The sequence below is a fragment of the Shewanella sp. Iso12 genome (assembly GCF_012030025.1).
GTDB classification, from domain to species: Bacteria; Pseudomonadota; Gammaproteobacteria; order Enterobacterales; family Shewanellaceae; genus Shewanella; species Shewanella algae.
Genome location: NZ_JAAUHW010000001.1, coordinates 213335 through 228312 on the forward strand (window position 1 = coordinate 213335; position 14978 = coordinate 228312).

Annotated in this window: 12 protein-coding genes; 3 read left to right on the forward strand and 9 right to left on the reverse strand. The window is 53.9% G+C overall.

Annotated elements, in window-relative coordinates; translation table 11 throughout:
• Positions 1-18: 18 nt before the first annotated feature.
• The 3 genes from HCX89_RS01000 to fabB form a co-directional block, all read right to left on the reverse strand.
• Entirely contained in the window at positions 19-1035 is a 1017-nt protein-coding gene (locus HCX89_RS01000) for an aspartate-semialdehyde dehydrogenase (RefSeq protein WP_167714743.1), read from the reverse strand.
• On the reverse strand, positions 1036-2166 hold the full coding sequence (locus HCX89_RS01005; protein ID WP_129978977.1) for a 4-phosphoerythronate dehydrogenase: 1131 nt from the start codon (positions 2164-2166) through the stop codon (positions 1036-1038).
• A gap of 165 nt (positions 2167-2331) precedes the next feature.
• On the reverse strand, positions 2332-3543 hold the full coding sequence (fabB, locus tag HCX89_RS01010; protein ID WP_028781220.1) for a beta-ketoacyl-ACP synthase I: 1212 nt from the start codon (positions 3541-3543) through the stop codon (positions 2332-2334).
• A gap of 140 nt (positions 3544-3683) precedes the next feature.
• On the opposite strand from fabB, the gene mnmC reads away from it, so the two are divergent.
• Entirely contained in the window at positions 3684-5738 is a 2055-nt protein-coding gene (mnmC, locus tag HCX89_RS01015; RefSeq protein ID WP_167714745.1) for an FAD-dependent 5-carboxymethylaminomethyl-2-thiouridine(34) oxidoreductase MnmC, read from the forward strand.
• A 71-nt stretch (positions 5739-5809) separates the two neighbouring features.
• Here mnmC and HCX89_RS01020 read toward each other — a convergent pair whose 3' ends face one another.
• From HCX89_RS01020 to prmB, 5 genes are all read right to left on the reverse strand, one after another.
• Positions 5810-6079: a YfcL family protein gene (locus HCX89_RS01020; protein ID WP_025010460.1), complete on the reverse strand. Its 270-nt coding sequence runs from the start codon at positions 6077-6079 to the stop codon at positions 5810-5812.
• A 3-nt stretch (positions 6080-6082) separates the two neighbouring features.
• The gene (locus HCX89_RS01025; RefSeq protein WP_025889035.1) at positions 6083-7210 is read right to left on the reverse strand and encodes an ATP-NAD kinase family protein; all 1128 of its coding nucleotides are present in this window, start codon (positions 7208-7210) and stop codon (positions 6083-6085) included.
• A gap of 42 nt (positions 7211-7252) precedes the next feature.
• Positions 7253-8440: an MFS transporter gene (locus tag HCX89_RS01030; RefSeq protein ID WP_101059307.1), complete on the reverse strand. Its 1188-nt coding sequence runs from the start codon at positions 8438-8440 to the stop codon at positions 7253-7255.
• A complete protein-coding gene (aroC, locus tag HCX89_RS01035; protein WP_025010457.1) occupies positions 8441-9535 on the reverse strand; it encodes a chorismate synthase in 1095 nt (364 codons plus the stop codon).
• A gap of 96 nt (positions 9536-9631) precedes the next feature.
• Entirely contained in the window at positions 9632-10576 is a 945-nt protein-coding gene (gene prmB / locus HCX89_RS01040; RefSeq protein ID WP_054743814.1) for a 50S ribosomal protein L3 N(5)-glutamine methyltransferase, read from the reverse strand.
• Positions 10577-10660: 84 nt separating this feature from the next.
• On the opposite strand from prmB, the gene smrB reads away from it, so the two are divergent.
• On the forward strand, positions 10661-11191 hold the full coding sequence (gene smrB, locus HCX89_RS01045) for an endonuclease SmrB (RefSeq protein ID WP_107004651.1): 531 nt from the start codon (positions 10661-10663) through the stop codon (positions 11189-11191).
• Between the two features lie 171 nt (positions 11192-11362).
• Here the strand turns inward: smrB and sixA are convergent, their stop codons facing one another.
• Positions 11363-11833, reverse strand: a complete 471-nt coding sequence (sixA, locus tag HCX89_RS01050) for a phosphohistidine phosphatase SixA (protein ID WP_025010454.1) — start codon at positions 11831-11833, stop codon at positions 11363-11365.
• Between the two features lie 171 nt (positions 11834-12004).
• Between sixA and HCX89_RS01055 the strand changes: the two genes are divergently transcribed.
• The gene (locus HCX89_RS01055) at positions 12005-14794 is read left to right on the forward strand and encodes an insulinase family protein (protein WP_144217169.1); all 2790 of its coding nucleotides are present in this window, start codon (positions 12005-12007) and stop codon (positions 14792-14794) included.
• Positions 14795-14978: the final 184 nt, after the last annotated feature.

Consider the following 14978-nt stretch of genomic DNA (forward strand, 5'->3'; position numbering starts at 1 on the left):
CAACAGAAACAAAGAGTTCTACAGATAATCGCGGATTAGGATTTCGCCTATCTGTACACTGTTGAGCGCCGCGCCCTTGCGGATATTGTCAGAGACCACCCAAAGATCTATGCCCAGATCGTGGGAAATATCCTTGCGCACCCGGCCGACATACACAGGGTCACTACCGGCACCTTCGGTGACAGCTGTTGGATAATCATCATCATCTTCAAACAGCACCACACCTTCGGCATCCCGCAATACCGCCTTGACTTCCGCGGCATCAACCGGCTGCAGCGTCTCGATATGAATCGCTTCCGAATGGCCATAGAACACAGGTACCCGTACCGCGGTAGGGTTCACCAAGACCTCGCTGTCGCCGAGGATCTTCTGGGTTTCCCAAACCATCTTCATCTCTTCTTTGGTGTAGCCATTTTCCATAAACTTATCTATATGCGGCAACACGTTGAAAGCTATCTGCTTATCATAAACCTTGGGGTCGGAAGGCAAGCCCTGCAGCAGCTTGGCAGATTGACCCGCCAGCTCTTCAATCGCCTTTTTGCCTGTACCGGAAACCGACTGATACGTGGCCACATTGATACGGCTGATCCCAAAGGCATCATAGATAGGCTTGAGCGCCACCAACATCTGAATGGTTGAGCAGTTGGGATTGGCGATAATATTACGGTTACGGAAGTCGGCAATCGCCTGTGGATTGACCTCTGGAATAACCAATGGAATATCCAGGTCGTAACGGTAGTGGGAGGTGTTATCTATCACCACACAACCGGCATCGGCCGCTATCGGCGCCCACTTGGCCGAAACATCACCACCGGCAGAGAAGAAGCCTATCTGCGCCTGAGTCCAGTCGAAGCTCTCCACATCGAGGATCTCTACCTGTTTACCGTGAAAACTCACGGTTTCACCGGCGCTGCGACTGCTGGCCAGTGGAAACAGATTCGCCACCGGGAAGTTACGCTCCTCGAGGATTTCTATCATGGTTTGACCCACAGCCCCTGAGGCACCCAATACGACAACGTTAAATTCCTGCGACATTTACAGACCGACTCCTGAAAAACCTAAATGAGACAACCAATCTACCCCAGAACCCCCGGCGTTTGAAAGAGTCAAAGCACTGAATTCTCGCCTATGGCGGTGATTTTTTCTCATGTCATCAAAACCTGCGGGGTTTTTCAGCATTTTCCGGAATTTTTCATCGTCATCACGTAGATCATAAATAAATCGGCATAGAGACAACAATGCCTTTTCATCGGGCATACTGCTGATATCGAGCCGGGAATTCCAGCGCTCGGGCAATAGAGTGGCAAGTGACTTGTCCGCCGGGCGATTGAGTATCGCCATCAAGGCCTGATACAGCATGAAAGTGCCCCTGGCCTTGCCTTCCAGGCTGTAACCGGCAATATGCGGGGTAGCAAACTCCACCAAAGGCACAAGTTCCATCATGGGGTTGGGCTCCCCTTGCCAAACATCCAGTACCAACTTGAGGTCCGGCCGTTTGCCCTTGACCCGGATCAGCGCGCGATTGTCTATCACTTCACCGCGGCAGCAGTTAAGCAACCAGCAGCCGGGTTTCAATGTCTCCAGTCGCTGCTCGTCAAACAGATACCAAGTAGGATGTTCGCCATCCCTGGTCAGAGGTACGTGCAGACTAACAATATCGGCGCCGGCAATCAGTTCATCCAGGCTGACAAAACGGCGGCTGTCTCCAGCCTTGGCCAGTAAGGGGTCACAGAGCAAGGTTTTGATTCCGTAGGCTTCAAGGCAGCGCGCCAGCGCCGAGCCGGTATTGCCGGCGCCAACTATGCCAACGGTTTTACCTTTGAGCTGAGTATCAAACCTGTTGGCCAACTCCAACATGGCGATAAAAGCATACTCGCCAACCGCAGTGGCATTGCAACCTGGGGCATTGGAAAAGGGGATATTACGGGACGCCAGATAATCCTTGTCCACATGATCTGTCCCTATGGTGGCACTGCCGACAAACTTAAGTTTATGTGCGCCTGCCAGCAGGGCCTCATTGACCTTGGTGACCGAGCGCACCAGCAAGACATCGGCATCGGCTACCGTTGCCGCATCCAGATGACGACCATCAACCGCCACTATCTCCCCCAGCTCGGCAAACAAGGGCTGCACATAGGGCATATTTTCATCAACCACCAACTTCATCGACTTTCCTGCTCTGTTGTGGATTAAGCCGCTATTCTATCAGCGGCCTGCAGACTTGTCTGAGTCCGGCGCACATTTAAGGAAGCTACTAACAAGTTCTGCGTCAGCTCATAAGCAAAGAAGGAAGCCATTCGGCTTCCTTCTTGTTTCACTGAATCAAGGCGCTTACTTGTACTTGCGCATCACCAGTGTGGCGTTGGTGCCGCCGAAACCGAAGCTATTGCTCATAACAGTGTTGAGCTCGGCGTCGCGGTATTCACGCACAATTGGCATACCTTCTGCGGCCGCGTCCAGATTGTCGATATTGATGGAAGGCGCGATAAACCCACCTTCAAGCATCAACAGGCTGTATATAGCCTCATGAACACCGGCTGCGCCCAGGGCATGGCCTGTCAGCGACTTGGTTGAGGCAATCGCCGGCATCTGGCCGTCGAAGACTTCACGCAAGGCTTCCAGTTCACGCACATCACCGACAGGGGTAGAAGTACCGTGAGTGTTAACATAATCGATAGGTGTATCTACTGACTCCAGCGCCATCTTCATGCAGCGCACGGCACCTTCACCGCTTGGGGCAACCATGTCATAACCGTCTGATGAAGCGCCATAGCCGATGACTTCGGCATAAATCTTGGCGCCACGGGCCAGCGCGTGCTCCAGCTCTTCGACAATCACTATGCCGCCGCCACCTGAGATAACAAAGCCATCACGGTCGGCATCATAGGTGCGGGAAGCTTTTTCCGGTGTGTCGTTATACTTGGTCGACAAGGCGCCCATAGCATCAAAGCCCATGGTCAGGGTCCAGTCGATCTCTTCGGCGCCGCCGGCAAAGACCATATCCTGTTTACCCATCTGGATAAGTTCCACCGCGTGACCGATACAGTGCGCACTGGTGGCACAGGCCGAGCTGATGGAATAGTTCATCCCTTTAATTTTGAAGGGCGTCGCCAGACAGGCACTGGCAGTAGAAGACATAATCCGCGGCACAATATAAGGACCCACACGCTTGACGCCTTTGGCACGCAAGGTGTCTGCCGCCTGAACCTGGTTGGAAGACGAAGCGCCGCCGGTACCCACGATAAGACCCACACGAGGATCTGAATACTGCTCTTCGGTCAAACTGCTGTCTTCAATAGCTTGCTGCATAGCCAAATAGGCGTAGGCTGCGGCATCACCCATAAAACGCAACGCCTTGCGATCAATAAGCTCTGCGGGATTGAGTTTGATGTCGCCCCAGACATGACTGCGCAGCTGCATCTCCTCAAACTGATCCGAGTGGGTGATACCACTGCGGCCAGCCTTGAGAGATTCAGTCACTTCTTGTTTGTTATTACCGATACTTGAAACAACGCCAATTCCGGTGATCACGACTCTTTTCATGTTTTACTATCCATTCCGTACAATTCAGTACCTACTTTTGCTGACGCCATGTTAGCCGTTTTACAGCATTTAAGTGGTCAGCTTTCCGTAAACTTGGGTAAAATAATGCCGAACAAGGCCTCCAGAGTAAAAGATTGCCCGTGAAACAGGAACAACTTCGGCCATCCGGCAGTGAAAATACGCAAACTTGCAGCCAAAATCCCACATCTGCAGAAACAACACAAGCCCCGGCGACAACTCTTGCGCCCTACCAACAAACCCGGCTCGATGACAAGCCCCTTGGACGGCAAATCTGTCTGGCGGCGGTAGGCGGCGAAACCCTGTTGCCGCTGATACAACTCTGGAGCCAACTGAGGCAGGATTATCCCAAGCTTGTGTTACAACTTTTGCTGTTCGCTGCCGATAAAAACGCTCAGGCCGAGTCGCTCGAGCTTCTGAAAAACAAACTGCAATTATGGCAGAAGGCTGAAAATACGACATCCGCCGAGAGTCAAACGACTGCAGTAATGAGTTTGCTCGCCGAGCTGCAGGCAGGAAAACCCATGGCGCTCCAAGGCTGCCAGCGCTTTGTGCTCGATGGCGGCAGGCTGAGACTGGATCTCTATCTTGAATTCGACGCTGTGCTGCTCAAAGAGCTGCCAGGTTTAAGCCATCAAGGTTGGATAGACAACTGGCTGTGGCTTGCCGAGTCCTTGCCCTCTGAGGCAGCGGCATGGCAGATGGCTCGCCTGGCCAAAGACAGCGCCGCCCTGCTGTGCTTACCGGAAAGAAAAGAAAGATTTGCGCCCTTAATGGTCAATAGCGGCCTCAATGCTGCGGATTTTAGCAGCCCGGCATCGCTGCTTTTGACTCACCAAACTGAGCTCGAGCCTATCGCCAAGGCTGAGCGCCTTGCCTTGCGGCACCAAAGCAGTGCCCGGCTGGCGCCCTGGCCACTCTATCGGGAGCCGGCGCTTGCAGCCGATGACAGTGTTGCCATTATCGGCGCCGGTGTGGCCGGCAGTCAGTTGGCGTTGTCGCTGGCCGAGCGTAAACAAGCCAGCCAGGTATTTTGCAGCGAGGAAAACGCGGGTGAAAGTGCCAGCGGCAACCGTCAGGGCGCGCTCTACCCGCTGTTGACTCCGGAAACATCCGAGCTCAACACCCTGTTCCAACAAGGTTTTCTCTTTAGTCGGCGGCGGATAACCGCGCTGGCTGCCGCCGGTTTCGATATCGCCCATGACTTTTGCGGTGTGTTGCATACAGGTTTTGATAAGCGAAGTCGCGCCCGTCTGAATAAGATTGCCGAGGGCCAAAACTGGCACTCGGATATTCTGCGCCGGGTCGACAGCACTGAGGCGACAGAGCTTGCGGGATTGGATATAAAAGAAGATGGTCTTTTTTACCCTCTGGGTGGCTGGGTCTGTCCCAGAGCCCTGTGTCAGGCCGCCATCCAATACGCCGTCTACTCGACTTACTGTGACTTTCAACCCCGAACCTATATCAGCGAGATTTCAAGAGAAGGTAGCCACTGGTGGCTGAGTGCAGCTGATGGTCGCCGCTTTGGACCATTCAAAAAACTGGTGCTGGCAAGCGGCGCTTCGCTGACGGCGCTGCCACAAACTTCGGCCCTGCCCGCCTCCCCCTTTCGCGGCCAGGTCAGTGAAGTGGCAACCCAAGGCGGTTTGGGAGCGCTTAAGACTGTACTCTGCGCCAAGGGCTATCTCACCCCGGCCTGGGAGGGTATTCATTGCCTGGGAGCCAGTTATGTTAAAGATCCCGAGCAATTGGCCTACAGCGCAGTCGAGCAGAGAGAAAACCTGCAAAAAATCGCCATGAGTTATCCGGATGCCGACTGGCACCAGGGGCTGGTGATGGGGCAAGGTGCCAGAGTGGGTGTGCGTATGGTCACCCGGGATCACTTCCCCATGTTGGGACAAGCGCCGGATGTCGAGGCACTAATCCAGGGCTATCAGCAACATCAGCACACTCCCGAGAGTGCCCGCTACTGGCAACAGACGCAGGCGCCTGTGCATCCGGGTCTATATGTTCTTGGTGGTTTGGGTTCCCGCGGCCTCAGTACCGGCCCCTTGGCGGCGGAAATTCTGGCATCAGAACTTTGCCATCAGCCTTTGCCTGTTGGAAGTACACTGCTGCAGCGCCTCAACCCCAACCGGATGTGGATGCGAAAGCTCATCAAGGGCAAGGCGCTGTAAACTCTCTGCATTCGCTATCATTTCAAACACAAAAAAGCCCCGAACGGGGCTTTTTCTTGCTCAAACCAGACTCAGGCGGCGATCCGCTGTTTCAGTTCTGACCAGGCGTTATCCACCAGACGGTAATCGGCATCTTCAAGCTCTTTGGCTGCCAGTTTCAGGCATTGCTGCATCCGCTCATTCAAGGCATCCGGCCCTTGCTCTGACTCGTTTTCCAGCTCGGCCAGCACCACGGCAAAATGCCCCTGCAGGTAACCGCTGGCAAACAGGGCATCATCATCACCGCCGGCCACTATCTCGCCAATCCACTGCTCCAATGCCTGTTCGTACTTCTCTAACATGCTCTACTCCGCTAAGTCTGGGTTGGCCACCTGATACATCACGTAATCCCGATAACCTGTCACAATTCGATAATAGCCACTAAGTTCGCTATCCAATTTCTGGTCGCCACTATCCACGATAAGCGGCCTGCCTTCAAGTGCTTTTAGTTTGCTTTTGGTGGCAAGGATGATGATATTTTCCTTGCCAATGCGCCTGATAAGCTCGGGCGACAACTGCTGATTGCCACGGCCAAGAATGTGCCCTTGGCCACCTATCAGGGTAATGACCAACTTAACCTTTTGATTTTCAGTGGCACTCAATAACTGCGCCGCATTAAGATCCGAGGCCAGCAGGGTCTTGTCCTGCACCAGATCCACCCCGAGCAGGGTGTTATCGAGCCCCAGCTCCTCCATCACGGCCGCCACTGTACTGCCGGAGCCCATGATATAGAGCTCATCTTCCATATCGCCGACCACCTCGGCGGCAATATCCGCCAGCACCAGTTCATCCACCTCGCGGCCGCCCATCTTCACCGCCTGGATATATCGCGGCTCGGCAGGCACTGTCATTTCACCATAACGCCGCGCCCTGACAGTGCCTTGGCGGAAGGCCTCTTCGTCTATGTCCATCACATCGGCGCTCATCAGACTCACCAGGGCGCCTTCCAGCAGTTGCTTCAATACCAGCCCGGATGCATGGGGAGTAATGCCGTAAACACCCGAATGAATTTTGACCCCGGCCGGTACACCGAGTACAGGGAAGTGCTCACCGACAACCCCATAGATATCCCTTGCCGTGCCATCGCCGCCGGCAAACAGCAGCAAGTCCAGCTCCTGCGCCATCAAGGCCTTGGTGGCAGCCTGGGTATCACTGCGACTGGTATCCGTTGCCGCCTGATAACACACCTTTGTGCGGAAACCCAGCTTTTGCGCCAGGTCGGCGCCCATGTTACCCGAGGCGGTATAAATTTGCAGGCGCTCGGCAAAAGGCGTTATCACAGCCAAGGCCTGCTCCATTCGCAGCCCGGCCTTGGGGGTGGCGCCCAGGCTCAGCGCCTCTTTTGCCACACCGTCGCTGCCCTTGAGGGCGACACTGCCCCCAAGCCCGGCCAGCGGATTAATGATAAGGCCCAGTCGAAACATTTTACTCATAACTCTCTCCGGCAAATGATGCTCTGCTCTTGTAAGAAATCATCAGGCGTCAATGGGGTCACTCTGTGATTGACGCCTGGAGTCGCTACCCGGAATAGCCAGCACGGCCAACATGGACAGCAAGGCGCACGCAGCGGCAAACACCCAACACCAGAAGGCGCCGCTGCCATCGCCCCAAATCAGGCCGCAGATCCAGGTGCCCAAAGCGCCGCCGACGCCAAAGCTCAAACTGGCGTAAAGTGCCTGGCCCTTGCTTCGGTGGCTGATATCAAAATTACGGTGAACAAACTGGATGGATGCCGCATGGGTCAAACCGAAGGTAAAGGCATGCAGCAGTTGGCTGAGCCCCAAAAGCAACATGCTTTCGGCGCCAAAAGCCACCAGAAGCCAACGCAGTGCCGTCATGCCTATGCTCACCAGCAGCAGCGTCTTGACCCCATAGCGACCGAGCAACCTGGGCGCTATCATAAACATGAAGATTTCCGCCATTGCCCCGAGAGCCACAAAAATACCGGCGCTGGCCTCTGTGTAACCCACCTGCTTGAGATAAAGCACGAAAAAGCCGTAGAAAGGCCCGGCGCTGGCTTGAAGCAACATGGCAGACAGTAAAAACCACAGCAGCGGCCGCCCGAGTTTGAGTGCCGGCTTATTCTGCACGGCCCCCGCCGAAGCCCGATTCGAAGGCAAGGGTAAGGCACTGCCCAGTAACCCAAGAAACAGACTCAGCCCCACATAAAGCAGCACCTCGGGGCCAAATTCCTTGATGGCCCAGCCTGTGCCCACCACCAGCACGATATAGCCGACACTGCCGAAACTGCGAATGAGGCCATACTTGTTGGCTTCAGCCCCCAGGGTTTCCAGGGTGATCACCTCAAGCTGCGCCAGAATCGCATTCCAGAAGAAGGTATAGAGGGCCAGACTCAGCGCCAGATAGAGAAAGCCACCATGATAAAAGAAACTCAGATAGGTCAAGGCGGCGGCGAAGGCGCCGAGCTTGATAAGCTCAGAGCGCATGCCGGTGCGATCCGCCACCAGCGCCCAGACATTGGGCGCGACTATGCGGGTTGCCATAAGTATGGCCAGCAGGAAGCCTATTTCGGCGGCGTCGAAACCACGGTTGTCAAAAAATACCCCCAGATAGGGCACCATGACACCGAGTATGCCAAAGAAGAAGAAATAGCAGGCAGAAAGCCAGGCGAGCTGTCCCCCTGCGGGAAACAGTCCGCGCATTTATCGCATTCCAAGTACAGGTGTAAGGCTGCTGACATCCTGGTTTTGGGCCCGATGACGCAGCAAGTGATCCATCAAGACTATCGCCAACATGGCTTCGGCAATGGGCACGGCGCGGATCCCGACACAGGGGTCATGCCGCCCCTTGGTCACCACTTCGGCCTCTGTGCCCTGCACTGTCATGCTCTTGCCTGGCACGCTGATACTGGAAGTGGGTTTGAGCGCCATATGGGCCACTATGGGTTGCCCGGAAGAGATACCCCCGAGCACGCCGCCGGCATGGTTGCTGTCAAACCCGGCTGGCGACATCAGATCTCTGTGCTCTGAGCCCTTTTGGTTAACAACGGCAAAGCCATCACCGATTTCAACGCCCTTGACCGCATTAATCCCCATCAGCGCATGGGCAATATCGGCATCGAGACGGTCAAATACCGGCTCGCCAAGGCCGACCGGCACATTGGTGGCCACCACACTGACCTTGGCACCGATGGAATCACCGGACTTTTTCAGCTCGCGCATATAGTCATCCAGCGCTTCCAGCTTGGAGGCATCGGGGAAGAAAAAGGGGTTCTGTTCTACCTGAGCCATATCCAGAGTGTCAGCGCAAATAGGCCCAAGCTGGGAGAGATAACCCTGGATCTCAATGCCGTGTACCGCCTTAAGGTATTTCTTCGCCACGGCCCCTGCCGCCACCCGCATGGCAGTTTCCCGCGCCGAGGAACGGCCACCGCCGCGATAATCGCGCAGTCCATATTTTTGCTGATAGGTATAGTCGGCATGCCCGGGACGGAACAGATCTTTGATATTGGAGTAGTCCTGGCTGCGCTGATCGGTATTTTCAATCAACAGACCGATGGAGGTGCCTGTGGTCTTGCCCTCAAACACGCCGGAGAGAATACGCACCTGATCCGGCTCGCGCCTGGCTGTAGTATAGCGGGAAGTACCCGGACGGCGACGGTCGAGATCCTGCTGCATATCGGCTTCGGTCAGCTCAAGCCCTGGCGGGCAGCCATCGATAATGCAGCCGAGTGCAAGCCCATGGCTTTCACCAAAAGTGGTGACGACAAAGTTCTGACCTATGCTGTTTCCCGACATCCGCTTAATTTCCCCCTGGAGATAAAATGACCGAGCGCTGAGGTTCGGCCATCCGAACCTCGCCTTTACTGGCCCATTGGCTAATGGGCCGCTTTATTATTCACTGTCTTTAAAAATGGCGAACAGTGATTGATTTTCAACTAGCTGATCTTTGGTCAGCACAAACACCCCATCACCACCATGTTCAAAGCTGACCCAGGTGAAAGGCACATCGGGGAACTGCTCAATCAGGTGCACCATGGAGTTACCCACTTCAACCACCAGAATACCGTCATCTGTGAGGTAATCGGCGGCGTTGGCCAGAATGCGTTTGGTGATATCCAGGCCGTCGCGTCCGGACGCCAAACCAATTTCCGGCTCATGGCGATACTCATCCGGCATATCGGCAATATCTTCGGCATCAACATAAGGGGGGTTGGACACAATCAGATCGTACTGCGGCGCTCGTGGCACTGCGCTGAAAAGGTTGGACTGCATGGGAAACACCCTGTCCATCACGCCGAGCGACTCAACGTTTATCTGCGCCACTTCCAGTGCATCCTCGCTGATATCCAGCGCATCGACCTCAGCCTCTTCAAACTGATAGGCACAGGCGATAGCGATGCAACCGCTGCCAGTGCAGAGATCGAGGATCCGTCTTACCGGCTTGTTGTAGAGCCAGGGACCGAATCCGTTTTGGATCATCTCGGCAATGGGTGATCTAGGCACAAGCACCCTTTCGTCCACATAGAAGTCCAGCCCGGCAAAACGGGCGGTGTTGGTCAGATAAGGTACGGGCAAGCGCTCGCGTACCCGGCGGATGATAAGCTCAACTATCTTGTGTTTTTCGCTGCTGGTGAGATTGGCGTGGATCACCTGCTGACCAATGTCATCGGGCAGATGCAGGGCATGAAATACCAGGGAAACCGCTTCGTCCCACGCGTTATCTGTACCATGGCCATAATAAACATTGGCGTCATTGAAACGGCTGACGGCCCAGCGCAACATGTCGCCTACCGTCCGCAATTCGGTGACGGCTTCATCCACAAAGATCTTATCCAAAATCTGACTCCGGCTTTATTCTTATTCCGCCCCCATTGTAACTGAAGTCTGTTCAGAAGAAACAGGATTCAATAAAATAGCCTAATGAACGAAGAAAACGACAAAGAAGGCCTGGCGGAATTTCAGGCACTGGTATCCGGGATCACCCCGCTCGACCAGGATAAACGCCATTTCCGCCCGCCGAGCAAAACCAAGAAGCAACTGGCTGAAAAAGAAGTTCAGATACAGGCGGACAGTTATTTTTCAGACGTTTACCAGCCATTATTGCCAGTTAACGGCCCTATGCGTTGGTGTCGGAACGATGTGGACGCCATGGAAGTCAAACGTCTGCGTAGAGGCGATTATGTGCCTGACTTTCTTTTGGATCTGCATGGTTACCGCCAAACCGAAGCCAAGCTGGAACTGGCAGCCTTGATCCAGGCCTGTATCCGTGAACACAGCCCTTGCTGTAGTGTCATGCACGGCTACGGCACCGGCATTCTCAAACAGCAGTTACCCATGTGGCTGGCGCAGCACCCCAAGGTCAAAGCCTTTCACCAGGCCCCCAAAGAATGGGGCGGCGATGCGGCGCTGTTGGTACTGATAGATATCGGTGAACATCCCCACAGACGCTAGCCACAGTAGAGCTGCCCCCTTTTAAAGACTTAGCGCGATAAATGCAAGGAACCCGGCCATGGCCGGGTTCCTTGTTTAGCTGGCGCTTTAAGATTCATCTTTTAATCACATAAGGCGCATGATTTCAGGTTAGTTGCAGCACTAAAGGCGGCTTTAAACCTGGGGAAAGCACTAGGCGATATTGTGCGGCCCTTGCTGCCACATCACGCTTGCCTGCTGACCATGTACATCAATAAGTGCCACTGACGAGGTCGCAAATAACGGCGGCTCAATGCCGGCCACCAATTCACTGACCATATAACCCAATAGTGGCATGTGGGCTATCACCAACACCTTGTCAGCCTTGAACTGTTCCGCGTATGCCTTCACCAGGCTGGCAGCCATTTCAGGGTCAGCAGATGGTACCAATTCATCCAATACCATCCATTTACGCGGTTCAGGAAAGTGCTTTCCCAGTTCTTGCCAGGTCTGCTGCGCTCTGAGGTAGGGGCTTACCAACACCAGATCAAAGGCAGAGACTGAATCATTCAGCCAGTTGCTCATCTGTGTCGTATGGAGGCGTCCGGCATCAGTCAGCATTCGCTCCCGATCCGAGGGTGCTTCGAAACTGGCCTCACCATGGCGCATTAGAAAAAGCTGCATACATCACTCACTACAGAAAAAGTTCTTATGGTTCTATGTCAATTGTAGCCGTTTATAGCGCGGCAACAAACCGCACAGCTCTCAATCTTTAGTCGAAAAATCCAAGAGATATTTGCCAAAAAAGCATAAGGCTATCAATATATAACAATCTGTCTATACGGGAGTTATCCCTTGAGCACTTGCCAGTCTGTCATTTCCAGCCCCAATGACCACCGCAGCTATCGTCATCTGACTCTGACCAACGGCCTGCGGGTGTTGCTGGTGCAAGATATGCATTCTGCCCAGGCCGCCGCATCCATGGCGGTCAATGTCGGCCACTTCGATGATCCTCAATCCCGCCCCGGGATGGCACATTTTCTCGAACACATGTTGTTCCTGGGTACAGCCAAATTTCCCGAGGCAGGAGGTTATCACAGCTTTATCAACCAACATGGCGGCAGCAATAATGCCTGGACGGGCACAGAGCACACCAACTTCTTCTTTGCCATAGATCCCCTGGTATTTGCCGAGGCACTGGACAGATTCAGCCAGTTCTTTATTGCACCTTTGTTCAATCAGGAGTTGGTGGACAGAGAAAGACACGCCATAGAATCTGAGTTCAGTCTCAAGCAGAAAGATGATATCCGCCGTATCTATCAAGTATTGAAAGAGACGGTCAACCCGGCGCACCCTTTCAGCAAGTTTTCCGTCGGTAACCTGCAAACCCTGGGCGGAGACGAGCAACAGCTCAGGGAAGAACTGCTTGCCTTCTACAAGAGCCATTACAGCGCCAATCTGATGACCCTGTGTCTGGTGGCTCCCATGGCAATCGATGAGCTCGAGCAGTATGCCAGACGCTATTTTTCGGCAATAGAAAATCATGATCTGCAAAAAACCTATCCCGAACTGCCACTGTTCTCCAGTGAGCAACTGCAAAAGCAGATCCATATAGTGCCGCTTAAAGAGCAAAAACGCCTGACCCTGAGCTTTGCCCTGCCCGCTATCGATCGCTTCTATCGCAGTAAGCCACTGACCTTCATCAGTCACCTACTTGGGAGTGAGAGCCACGGCAGCCTGTTTTCCAAACTCAAGGAAGCCGGTCTTATCAACGGGCTTTCCGCCGGTGGCGGCATCAACGGCTACAACTTCAAGGAATACAGCATCAGCATTCAGCTGACCGACAGAGGTTTGAACCAAACCGACAAGGTGGTTGCTGCTTGCTTCGGTTATATCAAACTCATTGCCGATACTGGGCTGGAAGACTGGCGCTATCAGGAAAGAGCCAATCTGCTCAAACTGGCATTTCGCTACCAGGAACAGATAAAAGCCCTGGATCTGGCCAGTCACCTCAGCATCAATATGCAACATTATCAGGTTGAAGATACCGTCTATGGCGACTATCGCATGGATGGCCTGGATGTCGCTGAAGCCAGAGCACTGATGAGCCTGATGACCCCGGATAATATGCGCCTGCAACTGGTGGCCCAGGATCTGGATACCGAGCAACAAGCGGCCTGGTATCACACCCCCTATCAAATTAAACCCATAGAAGAAGCCAGGCTGGCACTGTGGCGCTGCGCCGAGGCTGAAACCGGGATGGAGCTGCCAAGGCCTAACCCTTTCATCGTAGAAGACGCCATAGCCCGAGGCGAACCCAGCCGGCATCCTGAGCCGGTGATTGTCGCCGAAGGTGCCGGTTACCGTATCTGGCACAAGAAAGATGATGAGTTCAATGTCCCCAAGGGGCATCTTTATCTCTCGCTCGATTCGGATCAGGCCAGCCCCACGCCGAGACATGCCGCCTTGACCCGGCTGTATGTGGAGATGCTGCTCGATCATCTGACCGAACATACCTATCAGGCGGAAGTAGCCGGCCTCAGCTACAACATCTACCCCCATCAGGGCGGGCTGACCCTGCATTTAACCGGTTTTACCGGCAACCAGGAAACCCTGTTGGCGCTGCTGATAGACAAAGCCCGGGAGCGCAGTTTTACCCAGGAGAGGTTCAACCTTATCAAACGCCAGTTACTACGCAGTTGGTATAACCATGCCCAGGCCAAACCCATCTCCCAGCTGTTCACCAGCTTGACGGTAACCTTGCAAAAACGCAGTTATGAACCACTGCGGATGGCTGAGCTGTTGGAAGATATCACCCTGGACGATCTGCATGACCATGTGAGCGCCTTCTATGAAAAAATCTATCTGGAAGGCCTGGTCTACGGTGACTGGCTGGAACAGGAAGCCCAGTCTCTGGGAAAACGACTCAGCCATATTCTGTCTCTGGTTTCCAAGCCCAGCCGTGAATCTGCAAGAGAGTTGGTCAACCTTCAGGGGAAAGGAACCGTACTCAGGGAGCTGAACATAGCTCACCCGGACAGCGCCATCATAGTCTATTACCAATCCGTGTTTGCCACTCCGGAGAAAATGGCGTTGTTCAGCCTGCTGAATCACACCATGTCGTCGACTTTCTTCCACGAGCTGCGAACCCAAAGACAACTCGGTTATATGGTGGGCACAGGCTATCTGCCGCTAAACCGCCACCCGGGGATGATCTTCTATGTACAGTCACCGACCGCCGGGCCACTGCAATTACTGGAAGCCATAGATGAGTTTATCGCCGACTTTAACTACGCCGTGATGCAGATAACCAATGAGCAGTGGGAAAGCACCAAGCAGGGACTGATCAACCAAGTCATGGAACATGACGCCAACCTCAAGACCCGCGGCCAACGTTATTGGGTCAGCATAGGCAATAAGGATTATCACTTTAATCAGCGTGAGCTGGTGGTAGCAGAAATCAAGCGCCAAACCCGGGCCGGCCTGATCAAGTTTATGATGGATAAAATGCGCACCAAACACAGCGATCGTCTGGTGCTGTTCAGCACAGGAGAACAACACAGACATCTGGAACGTCTGCAAGCCGGTTCCTTGATCACAGATTTACGCGCCTTCAAGCAACAGGCTGAGCAGTTTAACCTTTAATCCCTGGACTGCCCTTGCTCAAACGAGGAATTTTTCTCCATTCCAATTGGTATCGAAGATTGTTCCAAGACAAAGGGCTGCAGCAGTTATAATCAAAAGGTATTATATTCAATAACAGCACAGCATGCTTTTAAGTGGATGGCACAGCTCGATTTATCACCACATATCTGGGGCAGAAATGAGA